This window comes from Haemophilus parahaemolyticus, from assembly GCF_002015035.1.
GTDB classification, from domain to species: Bacteria; Pseudomonadota; Gammaproteobacteria; order Enterobacterales; family Pasteurellaceae; genus Haemophilus_A; species Haemophilus_A parahaemolyticus.
Window position 1 is genome coordinate 458570 of sequence record NZ_MUXY01000001.1, and the last position, 15306, is coordinate 473875.

The 15306-nt window shown below is 39.6% G+C and carries 14 protein-coding genes; 8 read left to right on the forward strand and 6 right to left on the reverse strand.

Annotation, left to right across the window (positions count from 1 at the left end):
- Positions 1-209: 209 nt before the first annotated feature.
- The 8 genes from pheS to B0185_RS02285 all read left to right on the forward strand — a co-directional run bounded on the left by pheS (position 210) and on the right by B0185_RS02285 (position 9555).
- A complete protein-coding gene (pheS, locus tag B0185_RS02250; protein ID WP_005705521.1) occupies positions 210-1193 on the forward strand; it encodes a phenylalanine--tRNA ligase subunit alpha in 984 nt (327 codons plus the stop codon).
- Positions 1194-1367: 174 nt separating this feature from the next.
- On the forward strand, positions 1368-3755 hold the full coding sequence (gene pheT / locus B0185_RS02255) for a phenylalanine--tRNA ligase subunit beta (protein WP_005705473.1): 2388 nt from the start codon (positions 1368-1370) through the stop codon (positions 3753-3755).
- A gap of 18 nt (positions 3756-3773) precedes the next feature.
- Positions 3774-4067 (forward strand): integration host factor subunit alpha, encoded by a 294-nt coding sequence (locus tag B0185_RS02260; RefSeq protein ID WP_005705559.1) that lies wholly within the window; start codon positions 3774-3776, stop codon positions 4065-4067.
- Between the two features lie 55 nt (positions 4068-4122).
- The gene (locus B0185_RS02265) at positions 4123-4638 is read left to right on the forward strand and encodes an NlpC/P60 family protein (RefSeq protein WP_039862970.1); all 516 of its coding nucleotides are present in this window, start codon (positions 4123-4125) and stop codon (positions 4636-4638) included.
- A gap of 266 nt (positions 4639-4904) precedes the next feature.
- Positions 4905-5354, forward strand: a complete 450-nt coding sequence (nrdR, locus tag B0185_RS02270) for a transcriptional regulator NrdR (protein ID WP_005705531.1) — start codon at positions 4905-4907, stop codon at positions 5352-5354.
- A 19-nt stretch (positions 5355-5373) separates the two neighbouring features.
- Positions 5374-6660: a Xaa-Pro aminopeptidase gene (gene pepP, locus B0185_RS02275; RefSeq protein WP_005705503.1), complete on the forward strand. Its 1287-nt coding sequence runs from the start codon at positions 5374-5376 to the stop codon at positions 6658-6660.
- A gap of 83 nt (positions 6661-6743) precedes the next feature.
- Positions 6744-7286, forward strand: a complete 543-nt coding sequence (gene hpt / locus B0185_RS02280; RefSeq protein WP_005705584.1) for a hypoxanthine phosphoribosyltransferase — start codon at positions 6744-6746, stop codon at positions 7284-7286.
- 91 nt (positions 7287-7377) lie between these two features.
- Entirely contained in the window at positions 7378-9555 is a 2178-nt protein-coding gene (locus B0185_RS02285; protein WP_005705453.1) for a transglycosylase SLT domain-containing protein, read from the forward strand.
- 55 nt (positions 9556-9610) lie between these two features.
- On the opposite strand, the gene B0185_RS02290 is transcribed toward B0185_RS02285, so the two are convergent.
- The 6 genes from B0185_RS02290 to B0185_RS02315 form a co-directional block, all read right to left on the reverse strand.
- Complete coding sequence (locus tag B0185_RS02290) at positions 9611-10807, reverse strand: amino acid aminotransferase (protein ID WP_005705479.1); 1197 nt, start codon at positions 10805-10807, stop codon at positions 9611-9613.
- A gap of 80 nt (positions 10808-10887) precedes the next feature.
- A complete protein-coding gene (locus B0185_RS02295; protein ID WP_005705557.1) occupies positions 10888-12810 on the reverse strand; it encodes a tRNA(Met) cytidine acetyltransferase TmcA domain-containing protein in 1923 nt (640 codons plus the stop codon).
- A gap of 12 nt (positions 12811-12822) precedes the next feature.
- A complete protein-coding gene (gene ybeY, locus B0185_RS02300) occupies positions 12823-13314 on the reverse strand; it encodes an rRNA maturation RNase YbeY (RefSeq protein WP_005705487.1) in 492 nt (163 codons plus the stop codon).
- Between the two features lie 256 nt (positions 13315-13570).
- Positions 13571-13903, reverse strand: coding sequence for a DNA-binding protein (locus tag B0185_RS02305; RefSeq protein WP_005705579.1), 333 nt, complete (start codon positions 13901-13903; stop codon positions 13571-13573).
- Positions 13904-13908: 5 nt separating this feature from the next.
- Positions 13909-14088 (reverse strand): hypothetical protein, encoded by a 180-nt coding sequence (locus B0185_RS02310; RefSeq protein WP_005705466.1) that lies wholly within the window; start codon positions 14086-14088, stop codon positions 13909-13911.
- 1 nt (position 14089) lies between these two features.
- On the reverse strand, positions 14090-15235 hold the full coding sequence (locus B0185_RS02315; RefSeq protein WP_005705532.1) for a phage/plasmid replication domain-containing protein: 1146 nt from the start codon (positions 15233-15235) through the stop codon (positions 14090-14092).
- Between the last annotated feature and the right edge of the window lie 71 nt (positions 15236-15306).

Genomic DNA, 15306 nt, shown 5'->3' on the forward strand with positions numbered 1-15306 from the left:
GAGTCGGTAGAGTATTTAACTCTATCGACTTTTTTCTTTTAGCATTTACAAATTTTGTTAAAAAGCTGGCCGCTTGAAGGTTCGCTTAAACGCAAAGAACCCTTGATTTAAAAGGAAAATTTTTTGCCTGAACTTATCTTCACGTTTACATTCCGCCTGCAAAGTATTATTATCTCTACAATTTTTCATCAGCAATTTTAGAGGATAGAATGCAAAACTTAGAAAGTTTGGTAGCACAAGCAGTTGAAGCGGTGAATGCAGCTTCAGATGTGGCTGCACTTGAAGCATTAAAAGTAGAATATTTTGGCAAAAAAGGACATTTCACATCGTTAATGCAAGGCTTGCGTGATGTGCCTGCAGAAGAGCGTCCTGCGGTAGGGCAAAAAATCAATGATGCAAAACAAATTGCACAAAATGCGTTAAATGCGAAAAAAGCAGCGTTAGAAACGGCAGAGTTAAACGCAAAATTAGCGAACGAAAGCATTGATGTTTCTTTACCTGGTCGTAAAACCGAGTTAGGCGGTTTACACCCTGTTTCCATTACGATTGAGCGTGTGGTCAAGTTCTTCTCTGAATTAGGTTTTACCGTGGCGAACGGCCCTGAAGTAGAAAGCGATTACTATAATTTTGATGCGTTAAACATTCCTGCACACCACCCAGCACGTGCTGATCACGATACTTTCTGGTTTGATGCAAACCGTCTATTACGCACCCAAACTTCTGGCGTGCAAATCCGTACGATGGAAAAAGTCCAACCACCACTTCGCATTGTGGCACCTGGTCGTGTTTATCGTAACGACTACGACCAAACTCATACGCCAATGTTCCACCAAATCGAATTGCTTTATGTAGATAAAAAAGCGAACTTTACCGAGTTAAAAGGTTTAATCCATGATTTCTTAAAAGCGTTTTTTGAAGAAGATTTACAAGTGCGTTTCCGTCCGTCATTCTTCCCATTCACAGAGCCTTCAGCCGAAGTGGATGTGATGCGTCAAAATGGTAAATGGTTGGAAGTATTAGGTTGCGGTATGGTTCACCCGAATGTGTTGCGTAACGTAGGGATTGACCCTGAAGAATACAGCGGTTTTGCCGTTGGTATGGGCGTGGAACGTTTAACAATGTTACGCTATAACGTGACTGATTTACGTTCATTCTTTGAGAACGATCTGCGTTTCTTGAAACAGTTTAAATAACGCTTCACTAAAACCTCCCCCCAATCCTTCTTTTTCAAAGAGGGGATCTGAAATTTCAGATTATCTGATCCCCTTCTTTAGAAAAGAGGGGGTAGGGGAGATTTGATAACGATGTTTATCATATACAAGCGGTAAAATTCCGCAAAGATTTTACAAAATTGGAAAGGATATAAAATGAAATTCAATGAATCTTGGTTGCGTGAGTGGGTAAACCCTGCGATTTCAACGGAACAGCTGTGCGACCAAATTACGATGTTAGGTTTAGAAGTAGATGGTGTAGAGCCTGTGGCAGGTGTGTTCACAGGTGTGGTGATTGGTGAAGTAGTGGAATGTGCACAACACCCTGATGCAGATAAATTACGCGTAACAAAAGTGAACGTGGGCGGTGAACGTTTATTAGATATCGTGTGTGGTGCACCAAATTGCCGTTTAGGCTTAAAAGTAGCGTGTGCGACAGAAGGCGCGGTGCTACCTGGTGATTTCAAAATTAAAAAAACCAAATTACGCGGTCAGCCATCGGAAGGGATGCTTTGCTCGTTCTCTGAATTAGGGATTAAAGAAGATCATAGTGGTATTATTGAATTACCAGCAGATGCACCAATCGGCACAGATTTCCGTGAATACTTAAACTTAAACGATGTGGCAATCGAAATTAGCTTAACACCAAACCGAGCAGACTGCTTAAGCATTGCAGGTATTGCACGTGAAGTGGGCGTAATTAACCGTGCAGAAGTGAAAGCACCAGCAATTGAAGCTGTGCCTGCAACCATTGCCGATAAAGTGGCAGTTAAATTACAAGCCCCAGAGGCTTGCCCACGTTATTTAGCTCGTGTGGTAAAAAACGTGAACGTGAAGGCTGCATCGCCATTATGGTTACAGGAAAAATTACGCCGTTGTGGTATTCGTTCTATCGATCCAATTGTAGACATCACAAACTTGAGCTTGCTTGAGTTAGGTCAGCCAATGCACGCTTTTGATGCGGCTAAAATTGATGGTGCAATTCAAGTACGTATGGCGAAAGCAGACGAAGAATTAGTGTTATTAGACGGCACAACGGCAAAATTACAGTCGAATACACTTGTAATTGCTGATAGCAAAGGCGCATTAGCACTGGCGGGAATTTTCGGCGGTGAAGCCAGTGGCGTGAATGAAGAAACCAAAGATGTGGTATTAGAAGCCGCATTCTTTGCACCACTTGCGATTACGGGACGTGCACGTCAATACGGCTTACACACCGATGCTTCACATCGCTTTGAGCGAGGGGTTGATCCTGAATTAACACGTCAAGCAATGGAACGTGCAACCGCGTTATTATTAGAAATTTGTGGCGGTGAAGCGGGTGAAATTGTGGAAGCCGTTGCAAAAGAACATTTACCAACTCGTCAAACCGTGAGCCTACGCCGTAGCAAATTAGATGCGGTGATCGGACACCATATCGAAGATGAAATCGTGACCGATATTCTCACTCGCTTAGGCTTGAATGTTACCTTCGCGAATAACACTTGGACAGCGGTTTCCCCAAGCTGGCGTTTTGATATTGAAATTGAAGAAGATTTGATCGAAGAAGTGGCGCGTATTTATGGCTACAACAACATTCCAAATAATTCACCACTGGCACACCTTAAAATGAAAGGCATGCCAGAGAAATTATTGGAGGCCATTCGTGTGCGTACGGCGTTAGTAGATAGCGATTATCAAGAAGTGATTACTTATAGCTTCGTTGACCCGAAAATCCAACAGCTTTTACATCCAGATCAAGAAGCGTTAATTCTGCCGAACCCAATTTCAAGCGAAATGTCGGCAATGCGAGTGTCGCTCTTAACGGGCTTGCTTGAAACGATCGTTTACAACCAAAACCGCCAACAAAACCGAGTGCGTATTTTTGAAGCAGGATTACGTTTTATTCCTGATGTAAATGCAGAATTAGGCGTGCGTCAAGAACCTGTATTTGCAGCAGCAATCGTAGGCGATAAACGTGCAATCCATTGGGAAAATAAAGCTGAAGCGGTAGATTTCTTCGACTTAAAAGGCGATTTAGAGCGCGTGCTTTCTTTAACAGCGGTACGTCAAGATCTGCAATTTGTAGCAAAACCATTCCCAGCCTTACACCCAGGTCAATCGGCTGCAATTATGCTTGATGGTAAAGAAATCGGCTTTATTGGTACGGTTCATCCTTCAATAGTGCAAAAACTGGGCATTAGAGGCAAACCTGTAGTGTTTGAATTATTAGCTTCAGCAATTTCAGAACGCCCTGTGCCAGCCGCAAAAGAGATTTCTAAATTCCCTGCGAATAATCGAGACATTGCGGTAGTAGTTGATGAAACTGTTGCAGCGGGTGAAGTGCTTGAAACTTGTCGTAAAGCAGGTGGGGAAAAATTGGTTGGCGTGAATTTATTTGACGTTTACCAAGGCAAAAATCTTGCAGAAGGTAAGAAAAGTTTAGCGATTAGCTTAACGATTCAAGATACCGAAAAAACCTTAGAAGAAGACGAAATTAACGCGGTAATGCAAGCTGTGTTAGCAACACTTGCAAAACGCTTTAATGCAGTACTTCGTGACTAATTCGTAAAAGGATATTCTATGGCTCTCACTAAAGTTGAACTTGCGGAAGCATTGATGGCAAAAGGATTTGACAAACAAGCCGCAAAATTGTTTATTGATCAATTTTTTGACGAAATTAGAAAAACATTGGCCTCAGGTGAAGAGGTAAAACTATCTGGTTTTGGTAATTTTACCTTACGTGAGAAAAAAGCACGTCCAGGTCGCAATCCGAAAACGGGTGAAAGTGTGACGATTTCTGCTCGTCGTGTGGTAGTTTTCAAAGCGGGACAAAAAATGCGTGATCGTGTAAGTTCAGCAAAAAAGAGTAAGTAGAGAGCCAAAACTAAAAGGTGCTCAAATGTTTTTGGGCATTTCATTGGGCGGAGCTATGAAAGCATTTTTTAAAAAAAATTTATCGAAAGCGATGATGCTAAGTTTAGCAGCCATTTTGACTGCTTGTTCTTCAGGTCCATCATCTCAATCGCAAGCAAATAAAATTTATCGCACACATAAAACCAGCTTAGGTGATCCCATTATGGTCATGGAGAATTTAAGCGAGCATCAACAAGCTTGGAAAGGCACACGTTATAAGCTAGGTGGAAATTCTCGTAGCGGGGTTGATTGTTCTGGTTTTATGCAAATCACGTTTAGAGACTTGTTTGGCATTGATTTGCCAAGAATGACGGTTGATCAAGCGAAGGTGGGTAGAAAAATCGAGAAACACGAAATCAGAACGGGCGATTTGGTTTTCTTCAATACGGGGCGAGGACCAAATGGTAAGCACGTCGGAGTTTATGTAAAAAACGGACAATTCTTACACGCCTCAACCAAAGGTGGGGTCATTTATTCCAGTATGAATACGCCATTTTGGACAAAAGCTTATTGGCAAGCACGCCGTTTATAGTGTTTAATTTGATTAAAAAATGATCGAGTTAAAGGTAAAAATTTGAACTCGATCACAAATTTAAACATTGGTTTTCTGTTTTTGTAAAATGCGTTTGAAAAAGCAAAAATTTTCGAGTATCTTTGCAAGCAACAAAAACTAGAGTTGTGTTCAACAACCTATTTCATAAATTTGCTTTCCGAGTAGCCCCTTTCAAGGGGCTTTTTTTATTTATTTGAATGTTTTTATACTAAATAAAAACACATTTTAGAACATGAGAGAGAATTATGCGTTGTCCATTTTGTAGTAAAGAAGAGACTAAAGTGATTGATTCGCGCTTGGCGGAAGATGGTTATCAAATTCGCCGTCGTCGTAAATGTACAAGTTGTAAAGAGCGCTTTACCACTTTTGAGTCAGCTGAGTTTTTTATTCCTTATATTGTAAAAAATAATGGTAACCGCGAGCCTTTTGATGTCAATAAATTACGTATTAGTTTAGTCAAAGCATTGGAAAAGCGTCCAGTGAGTACTGATGACCAAGAGCGTGCTATTAACCAGATTATTATGCAACTGCGAGCCACTGGCGAACGTGAAGTGCCAAGTAAATTGGTAGGTACGTTAGCAATGAATGCATTAAAAGAGTTGGATAAAGTGGCTTATATCCGCTTTGCTTCTGTCTATCTCAGTTTTGAAGATATTGACGAATTTATTAAAGAAATTGAACAGTTAAAAGCCTAATAGGGCTAAGAGAGGAACTATGGATCTCGCCTATCTTGCTGAACTTCCACGAGAAGAATTCATTATCCGCCGCAAAAAAGTTTTTGCTCAAATGCAAGACAATTCCGCCTTTATTATTTTTACAGAAACCGAAAAACGCCGTAATAACGACTGCAATTACCACTTCCGTCCAGATAGCTATTTCTGGTATCTCACGGGTTTTGCGGAGCCAGAGTCAGCGTTGTTGTTAATTAAGCGAGATGGAGAATATGAAAGTACCATTTTCTTACGCAAAAAAGATCGCGAAAAAGAGATTTGGACAGGTCGTCGCTTAGGTGTAGAAGCTGCACCAGAAACCTTAAAGGTTGATGCTGCGTTTGAAATTGAACATCTTGATAAAACTTTTGCAGAAAAAACACAAAATTTGACCGCTTGCTACTATGCCCAAGGGTATCAAGCGTGGGGTGATAAGGTTGTTTCTGCTCAGTTTAAAGAAGTGATTGACTGGCGACCAATGCTTTCAGAGATGCGTTTAATTAAATCAACCGCGGAAATTGCACTTATTCAACAGGCTTGCCATATTTCAGCATTAGCTCATATTCGTGCAATGAAACAAACGCGTCCAAATCGCTACGAAATGGAAATTGAGGGCGAAATTCAGCACGAATTTAACCGCTTTGGAGCACGTTTTCCTTCTTATAATTCGATTGTTGCAAGCGGTGAAAATGCGTGTGTACTTCACTATGATGAGAATAGTGCGGTAATGAAAGAGGGCGATTTGTTGTTAATTGATGCAGGGGCAGAGTTTGCTTATTACGCAGGTGATATTACCCGCACTTTCCCTGTAAATGGAAAATTTAGCGAACCACAAAAAGCGATTTATGAATTGGTTTTAAAAGCCCAAAAAGAGGCAATTAAGCTGTTAGTGCCGAATAATTCCATAAAAATCGTAAATGATCGTGTGATAGAAATTTTTACTGAAGGCTTGGTCGCACTCGGTATTTTAAAAGGTGATGTACACACCTTGATTGAACAAAAAGCGTGCCGCCAATTTTATATGCACGGTTTAGGTCATTGGCTTGGTTTAGATGTACACGATGTTGGCGATTACAGTAACGAACGTAGTCGCCCATTAGAAATCGGTATGGTAATTACTGTCGAACCTGGTTTATATATCGCCAGTGATGCAGATGTGCCAGAGCAATATAAAGGCATTGGTATTCGTATTGAAGATAATTTACTGATGACCGAGTACGGAAACAAAAACCTGACCAGCGGTTGCCCGAAAGAGATTGAGGATATTGAAGAGATAATGTCTGCAGCCTAAATAAAATTGCAAACGTTTGCAAACAGCTAGTAAAATGAATTGAATTTTGCTAGAGTAGCAAAAATTTTTAAAGAGAGCATTTTATGAAAAAACATCACATTGAAACGCTAATCTCTCGTGAAGATATTCAATCTCGCGTAAAAGAGTTGGCACAAGAAATTAACCGTCATTATCAACAGTTTGAGCATTGCCAAAACTTGGTGGTTGTCGGTTTATTGCGCGGTTCTTTTATGTTTATGGCAGATTTAGTTCGTTATCTCGACTTACCTGTTGAAGTAGATTTTTTAACCGCTTCTAGCTATGGATTAAGCACAGAATCAAGTCGTGATGTCAAAATCTTAAAAGACTTAGACAGCGAAATTCAAGGTAAAGATGTATTAATCGTGGAAGATATTATTGATACAGGCTTTACGCTTAATAAAGTGCGTGAAATTTTAAAACTTCGTGAGCCACGTTCAATTGCTATTTGTACTCTTTTAGACAAACCATCTCGCCGAGAAGTAGAAGTGCCTGTAGAATGGGTTGGATTCACTATTCCTGATGAATTTGTGGTTGGCTTTGGCATCGATTACGCACAGCATTACCGCAATTTAGATTATATTGGTAAAGTGGTTATTGACGAGTAATCTGTTCTACCAAAGAAAACGCTTGAGGCTTGCAACTTCAAGCGTTTTTTGTATTCAAAGAAAAGAAATTATTTTTAAGGAAAGAGATAAAATGTGGAAAAAAAGCTATCTTGCCCTTTGCTTGGCAACCTCCTTGGTTTGGGCAAATAATCCCAAACCTCACTCTTCAACTGAAATACAAAATATCGCGACTATCAATATTGCGGATTGGGAAAAAGGTTGGAAGCAGGCTCAACAATCCGAGCAACGAACAAGGCTGATGCAACGTAATAATTTTCTACAACTTGAAGGATTACTTAAAGCCAGTGAACAACAAAAGAATTTATCGCCAAATATTTTGGCATTGGTTCAGCAACTTCAGATGACTTTAGTTGGATATCCATTATATGAAGATGCTCAATGGGCATTGGTAAGAGCCAAAATTAAGGCAAACATACTGACTGATGAGGAATTGCAGCAGTTTATTACACAATATCCGAACATCGCGAAACGTAATCAGCTTGCACAACGCCCGTTTGAAACGCTTTATCAACAACAAAAATGGGCAGAATTGTTGGCTTATGGACGAACGGTAAGTACAACAAGCGTACTTAATCAATGTCGCCTGTTTTCTGCTCAATTTCAATTGTTAGCCGAGCAGTTACAAGTCAATCCTGAAGCAGCTCAAGCTAATCAAACCGCAGAGCCAAATTCAGAGGAGATGAGTAAATTACTGACAAAATTTGATCAGTTTTGGCAAGGCAATAACCCTGAAAATAATGATTTTTGGATGACACCAAGCAATGTAGAGCCGAATTATTGGAAGACAAACGGACAATTGCCATTAGAATGTGCAGGAATTGAGGCTTATTGGCGAGATCAAAACTTACGAACGTCTGAGAAAATCAAACAGAAAGCGGTCAATTTTTTCCATTTAGAAGCAAAACAAGGTTTAGTAAATTTGCTCACTCAAACTCAAGATCCTGAATTGCAAACTTGGTTAACTGCGGTTCAAGCATTACAGAACAATCCAAACAGCTTGCAGAATTTTATCGAAAATCAACCGCTTACCGCTGAAAACAAACGAATTGTGCTAGCCGTTTTCCCAAAATGGATAAACACTTTAAGTGAGCAAATGCCAAACCCAAGTTTTGCACTTTATCAGCAATGGGCGGATAAATGGCAACTGTCAGCAGATGAAATTCGGGATTGGAAAATCGGTTTTATTAGCCGTCTGTTTGACCATTCAGATCCGAGTTTCCAACTGTGGCGAGATACACAATTGAAGGAACTTAAGGCGGATAATCTCACTGAGCGTCGTTTACGAATGGCAATTTGGCAACAAAGCGATCTCAAACCTTGGCTAGCATTACTTAGCGATGAAGGGAAAAATAAGGCGGAATGGCGTTATTGGCAGGCAAAGACCTTACCAAAAGAAGAACAACAAAAGGTGTTGGCTGCATTAGCTAAAGAGCGAGGTTTCTATCCAATGTTATCCGCCGAGCAATTAGGACAAGCCTACCAAGTTGAAATGCCAACGGTTGCACCACTGACAGATTTGCAAAAATTACAATGGAAACAACCGCTTGAACGCATTGCCGAACTACGTGAATTGAACCGTATGGCACAGGCTAAAACGGCTTGGATTGAGCTGTTACAAGTGGTCAATTTTGAGGAAAAATTAGCGTTGAGCCAGTTTGCTTTAGCACAAAATTGGTATGACTTAGCGGTGGAAGGCACCATTCAAGCCAAAGCGTGGGATTACATTCCGCTTCGCTTGCCGAATGCTTATGCCGATTGGTTTGCGATGAATTTGCAAGGAAAACCAATAACGCAAACTTTTGCAATGGCAATTTCTCGCCAAGAAAGTGCGTGGAACCCACAAGCACGCTCACACGCCAATGCGATCGGTTTAATGCAGATGTTACCAAGCACAGCAAGTAATACAGCGAAAGGGAATGAATTAATTTACACTGGAGAACGTGATTTAATCGAGCCTTTCCGCAATATCATGCTCGGCACTGCACATTTGGCAGAATTAAATGAGAAGTATCCACAAAACCGTATTCTGATTGCTTCCGCCTATAACGCAGGTACAAGCCGTGTTACTCGTTGGTTAGAACGTGCAGGCGGGCGATTGGCAATGGATGAGTTTATCGCATCTATTCCATTTTTGGAAACTCGAGGCTATGTGCAAAATGTATTAACTTATGATTACTACTACCAGTTATTGCAAGGAGTAGAAAAGCGGAAGATGTTTAATCCTGAAGAGATTGAACGGAAATATTAAACGCTAGAGAGAAGCCAGCGGTTGCTGGCTTTTTCATATTCCTTTAAAACTTACCTTACAACACCTTCACAATCGCTTCTGCTAATTTTTCAATGTTGCTATCAACGATACCTGCCACGTTAATACGTCCTGAACGAACGGCGTAGATAGCAAAATCTTCGCGGAGTTTATCGACTTGTTCTGAGGTTAAACCACTGAAAGAAAACATCCCGTTTTGCTCGTTGATAAATGAGAAGTCTTGAGTTGTGCCTTTCTCTTTTAATAATTCCACCAAACGGCTACGCATTGATTTGATGCGGTTACGCATTTCAGTTAATTCTGCTTCCCAAGAGGCTTTTAATTCTGGGTTGCTTAATACAGTTGCCACTGCACTTGCCCCGTGCGATGATGGGTTAGAGTAGAGCGTGCGGATAATCGCTTTAATTTGCGTGAAGGCTTTATTTGCCACTTCGGCATTGTCTGCAATCAGTGTGAAAGCACCTACACGTTCGTTGTATAAACCAAAGTTTTTCGAATAAGAACTTGCGACTAATAATTCGCGGTGATTTTTCACGAAAGCACGCAATCCGTAGGTGTCTTCCTCTAAACCATTTGCGAAGCCTTGATACGCGAAGTCGAATAGAGGTAACCAACCTTTTTCAGCCGACATTTTCGCAAGTTGCTCCCACTGTTCGTGGGTTGGATCAATTCCTGTTGGATTATGGCAGCAGCCGTGGAATAACACGACATCGCCTGCTTCTGCTTGGCTTAAATCGGCGATTAAATTATCCCAGTCTAAACGTTTTGTTGCTTCGTTATAATAGCGGTAATGTTTTACGGTTAAACCCACAGCGTTTACAATCGCATTGTGGTTTGGCCAAGTTGGGTTTGAAATCCAAACGTTTTTGGCAGAAGTATGGCGTTTGATAAATTCAGCAGCAATGCGTAATGCGCCTGTGCCCCCTAAACTTTGTGCTGTTTTTGCACGACCTGAGGTAATTACTTCCGCATTTTCACCGAAAAGCAATTTTTGCGTGTAGGCGTTGTAAGCTTGCACACCGTCAATGGTTAAGTAATTTTTAGTTGTTTCATTGGCTAATAATTGGCGTTCGGCTTCTTTTACCGCTTTAACGATCGTTGTTTTGCCTTCCGCATTCATATAAACGCCGATCCCTAAGTTGATTTTACCTTCTCTGGTATCTGCTTTGAATGCTTCACCTAAGCCTAAAATGGGGTCTGCTGGAGCTGCTTGGATATGGTTAAACATTGACATTTCTTACCTCTCAAGTTGTGTTTGATCAAAAGTTAGAGTGTTTGATTTATAAAACTAAATAGGTATTTTTGCAAGTGAAATTAAACGTTTGCATAGAATATTTTTTGTTGAACAATTTTCCGCCATTGCTCAATTTGTGATTTACTATATTTTGCATTCCAAGGGCTTGATAAAATCTCAGCAAGCTCGGCGAATTGCAAAGTATCAGACAAATACAACCGCTTGAGGCTTGCATAACAAGCGGTTAACGTTCGTTGATGATTGACAAATCCGTTTAAGTTTTGAAGATCTTCCTTTCTAAAAGCAAAATCTGCATTTTCTTTTCCAAAAATCACCGCTTGATCTGCTTGGAAACGTTGTTCTGCTTTTTTACAAAAAATGTTACCCTGTTGCGTTAAAGGGTAGAGCATCATTGCACTTGGGTAACCGCTGCTAGCCTCTTTATTCGGTGTTATTTGAACTAACTTAAAGCCTGCTTGTTGCCAAAAGTGCAATAATTCACCTGACATCCCAAAACTTACCGATACAAAATCCACAAGCGGGTGTTTTTGTTGGCGGATGTGCAAAATAAACTCAGAAATTAACCGCTTGCCAATGCCTTGGTTTTGTAACTTTGGAGAGATAGCAATCCGCGAAATTCTCACTGAATTGAGTTTGCATGCTTCGGGTAAATTGGCTTGAAAGCAAAGATATTGTGCTACTAGGCTACCCTGCGGGCGACGTTCTCCTCGCCAAATCGCTTGAGAGAGTTCTGGCTTTAAACCACCTTCATTTATCGCCCAAATGCCACCAAGTAGCCTATGATGATGTAATACTCGGAAAAATTGCTGATTACCACCATCAAACAGACGGCGTAGATCTGTCGGTGTCGTTTTATAATGTGCTTGTGCGAGCAGGGTATAAAAGGCTTTTTTCTCATCTAAACTCATTAGAGTTGAAGAGTAGTGGGGATTGTAGGACCTTACATTCTGCAAATCAGATGAAAGATCTTCATCTAGTAGCAACAGCGTATTTACAAAGGCTTCAAGAGGATCATTTACTTTCCAGCGAAGTGGCTCGGTTAATTGCCAATGTTTTACTTTTCGGTGAAGTTGAGGTAAGAATTTCAGCGAAAAACCTCTGCCCGTACCTTCATAATTATGCGTTGTTGTCGTTAAAACAATCTTGTCAAAATAGTGACAAAATTGATGCAAGAATGGCAAGGGTAGACTTGCCGCCTCATCAATAAAAAGCCATTGATGAGGAGAAATCGATTGTTCTTTTACTTTCTGCAATAACGTATCAGGGGAGAAAAATGTCACTTGTGCTTCATCTGAAATTTTCCAGAAATTAGTCAATGCTGAGCGACTTCGAGCGGTAATTACGACATTGTATTCTTGTGCAATTTGCTCAGCTAATTTTCCAGCAAGGGTGGATTTTCCTCGTCCACGCGGTGCGGTGATCAGATGGATATCTTCACTTGCAAGCGGTAGATTTTGGAAAATGTTTTGCTGTTCTTTTGTTAAATTTGTAGCTGTCAGTTTGTAAAATGTCGTTCTGTTTTGAGCACTTGGTAAATCATTTAGCGTTAATGTATTTTTGACATAAAAATTAAAATGTTCTACTAATCTTTTAAAATGTTGGAAAAAAGTAGGGCAGGGGATAGCGTGATTTTCGTTCCAACGTAACGTATTATAATCGGTGACGGTTTCAATTTTATTCCAATTTGGGCAAATTAAATATAAACAGCCTTGTTGTTCAATAGTACCCGCTAAAATAGCAAAAGCATCCAGATTGAAATGAAGAGAGTCTGTGCCTGTAAAATAAAAAGCGAAAGGGTGTTCTGAACCGAGCAAGCTTTTGGCATTAGAAAAAGGAATGAATTGATATTTTGTTTGGGTATTTAAAAAATGAGGCAAGAAAATCCCTTCTTGAATAACATTATTTCGATGCGTTGTAACGATTTTTCTAAAATTATCGTATAGCCAAGAAGGGATTTGAGTAAGAATAACCAGTTTACGCATACAGCTTGCTAATTATTCTCCAATCGTTTTTTCAGAAAGATAAGGATCGTCAAAACCAAGTTTTTGCATAACCTCCGTTTCTAATCCTTCCATTTCTTCAGCTTCTGCATCCACAATGTGATCATAGCCAAGCAAATGTAACGTACCATGTATTGCTAAGTGAGCCCAATGTGATTCAAGGCTAATTTGTTGCTCTTCGGCTTCACGTTCAACTACTTGGCGGCAGATAACTAAATCGCCTAATAAGGCAAGCTCTACTTCATCAGGCACTTCAAATGGGAAAGAGAGTACGTTGGTTGGTTTATCTTTACCACGATAAGTGAGGTTCAAATGGTGGCTTTCTTCTTCATCTACAATGCGGATAGTCATTTCCGTTTCAGAGAAATTATCAGTTTGAGCTTCGAAAGCAAGGGCAGTTTGCACCCAGTGGGTAAACTGCTCAACCGTTGGTAAACCTTCTTGGTTTTCGCTGGCAATTTGCAGATCAATAAATGGGGTAGTCATCTTTATTTTCCTAATATTGTGAGAGAGAATTTTCGTGATTTTATCACTATTTGTAAAATTTCTTAAGGCAATTAGAGAAAACGGTAAAAATCAAGATTTTAGGCAGATGTGCAAGTCAGTTTTTTTCTTTTTTCTTTATAGAGGAGAGGTTATAAAAACGTATGGAGTATAGTTATTTTTATTACTTCTATAATATATTTAACATAATCTACATTATGCGAAATTGTGAATATGTAAACTATTGATATATAAAGAATTATTTTCCTTCAATCACTTCAATTGTTGAGTTTTCGTCAAAGTTATATGTGATCCCTTTTCGTCCACCCTCCATAGCCCATTCACGTGGATAAACTAGCACCATTACTAATTTTCCTTTATTCTGTTCGATTGTGCGTTTTAATACTTCATTTACTGCACGGTCATCAATTTTTAAATCTTGTGTTGTGGTGTTGTAACCGCCGTAGCCGTCAGGATCTTGCATTTGAATCCCCATTGTATGACGTTCTTTGATTTCGCCTGTATCACGATTGGTAAAGGCGTTATTTTTGTAACCTAACAATTTACCAACAACATAAAAGCCTGTACGCATTATCATTACTCCTTATTTTCAATGATTGATTTAATAACGTTTAAATCCATTTCTGTTAGATTTACCACGCTTTGCAAGCCTTCTTTGCTTGGTTGGGTAAGCTCATTTGATAGCATGAGGTCTAACATTTGAAAGCGTGATCTGATTGCTGTTACTGCAATTTTTAAATATTCTTGATTGTCCATGTTATGCTACTAAACGTAATGATGGTAAGTTACTTGGGAAACGGTAGAAATCAGGGGCTTTAAACGGTCTTACAAAGATCTGTTCGCAGCTGATAACTTGTACCGCTTGGAATTTTTCTACATCGCAAGGGTTAGCAATATCTATACCGATTTTTCTTAATCTAGCTCTATGCGTTTTAAATTGCCGTTCTGCTAATCCTAATTCTTCGCCACTTGCCCATTTCATCGCATAGAATGCTGTTACATTTGCTTTACGTAACGTATCTACAATGCCTTTATTAACTAACTGCTCTGCAATAGTATTTAGCTCAATTTTGCTTACGCTTAGTTTTTTATGCATATTGATAAATTCCTCTTGTAATGGCTCTAGCTTTGAAAAATCACTTAAACCCCAATAACATAAACCTTCCTTTTGTAAAAAACGGGATTTTAATTTCTGTTCAAAGCGGACTACGCCATGTTCTTTGCAGTATTCATAAACTTTTTTGTAATACTGAAATTCCTCCGACAGCTCACCAAACTTATTTTTGATTTTGTCGTAAGAATGAAGTTTTAGCTCTTCATGTTTGATATAACAGGATGGATAAATAAGGTTCGCGTTACCTTTTTGGCTTAACCAGTCAGCCGTACAGCCGTTAGTATGTAATCTGCCGATTGAATTACGATAACGCATTTGTGAAAGGGCTTTTAAGAAAGTGCGTTCGTTACCCTTCCCTACTGCCTTATTCGTTGTGATGTCGAGGCGTTTAATAATGGCCCCGTTAGAAAATGTTACAGCTCGTTCATTTTCCTTTGTTTGTCTATGAAAGAGCTCCGTACATCTTGTAAATGTAGGCAATTTAAGAGATGCGAGAATATTGTTAAAACAACCTACGCAAGCATCAATGGAAGTAAAACCAAATAGATTCTCACTTTTACCCCATCTACTTGGGTTGCCTTCCATTCTAATTACTGAACCAGAAATACGAATAGATACTTCATCACAGTAACTGCCCTTGTGTCTATACTTCCCTGTTCTAATCCCTGTTTGTAATTCGCCTGTATCTAAATGAATGCCAATCATTCCAAAATCGAAAAGCGAAGCAAGCACAGAATCGGATATTTCAAACCCGAAATTTTGTTCAATACTTAACCAATCAATAAACATAGCAAAATAAACTTAGAAACTTAGAAATGATAAATTAATGAAATACTAATTTATAAGAATATTAGATATCA

What these genes read in the sequence shown, in the direction of transcription:
- pheS (WP_005705521.1), top strand. Translation starts at nt 210, where the DNA reads ATGCAAAACTTAGAAAGTTTGGTAGCACAAGCAGTTGAAGCGGTGAAT.
- pheT (WP_005705473.1), top strand. Translation starts at nt 1,368, where the DNA reads ATGAAATTCAATGAATCTTGGTTGCGTGAGTGGGTAAACCCTGCGATT.
- B0185_RS02260 (WP_005705559.1), top strand. Translation starts at nt 3,774, where the DNA reads ATGGCTCTCACTAAAGTTGAACTTGCGGAAGCATTGATGGCAAAAGGA.
- B0185_RS02265 (WP_039862970.1), top strand. Translation starts at nt 4,123, where the DNA reads ATGAAAGCATTTTTTAAAAAAAATTTATCGAAAGCGATGATGCTAAGT.
- nrdR (WP_005705531.1), top strand. Translation starts at nt 4,905, where the DNA reads ATGCGTTGTCCATTTTGTAGTAAAGAAGAGACTAAAGTGATTGATTCG.
- pepP (WP_005705503.1), top strand. Translation starts at nt 5,374, where the DNA reads ATGGATCTCGCCTATCTTGCTGAACTTCCACGAGAAGAATTCATTATC.
- hpt (WP_005705584.1), top strand. Translation starts at nt 6,744, where the DNA reads ATGAAAAAACATCACATTGAAACGCTAATCTCTCGTGAAGATATTCAA.
- B0185_RS02285 (WP_005705453.1), top strand. Translation starts at nt 7,378, where the DNA reads ATGTGGAAAAAAAGCTATCTTGCCCTTTGCTTGGCAACCTCCTTGGTT.
- B0185_RS02290 (WP_005705479.1), bottom strand. Translation starts at nt 10,807, where the DNA reads ATGTCAATGTTTAACCATATCCAAGCAGCTCCAGCAGACCCCATTTTA.
- B0185_RS02295 (WP_005705557.1), bottom strand. Translation starts at nt 12,810, where the DNA reads ATGCGTAAACTGGTTATTCTTACTCAAATCCCTTCTTGGCTATACGAT.
- ybeY (WP_005705487.1), bottom strand. Translation starts at nt 13,314, where the DNA reads ATGACTACCCCATTTATTGATCTGCAAATTGCCAGCGAAAACCAAGAA.
- B0185_RS02305 (WP_005705579.1), bottom strand. Translation starts at nt 13,903, where the DNA reads ATGCGTACAGGCTTTTATGTTGTTGGTAAATTGTTAGGTTACAAAAAT.
- B0185_RS02310 (WP_005705466.1), bottom strand. Translation starts at nt 14,088, where the DNA reads ATGGACAATCAAGAATATTTAAAAATTGCAGTAACAGCAATCAGATCA.
- B0185_RS02315 (WP_005705532.1), bottom strand. Translation starts at nt 15,235, where the DNA reads ATGTTTATTGATTGGTTAAGTATTGAACAAAATTTCGGGTTTGAAATA.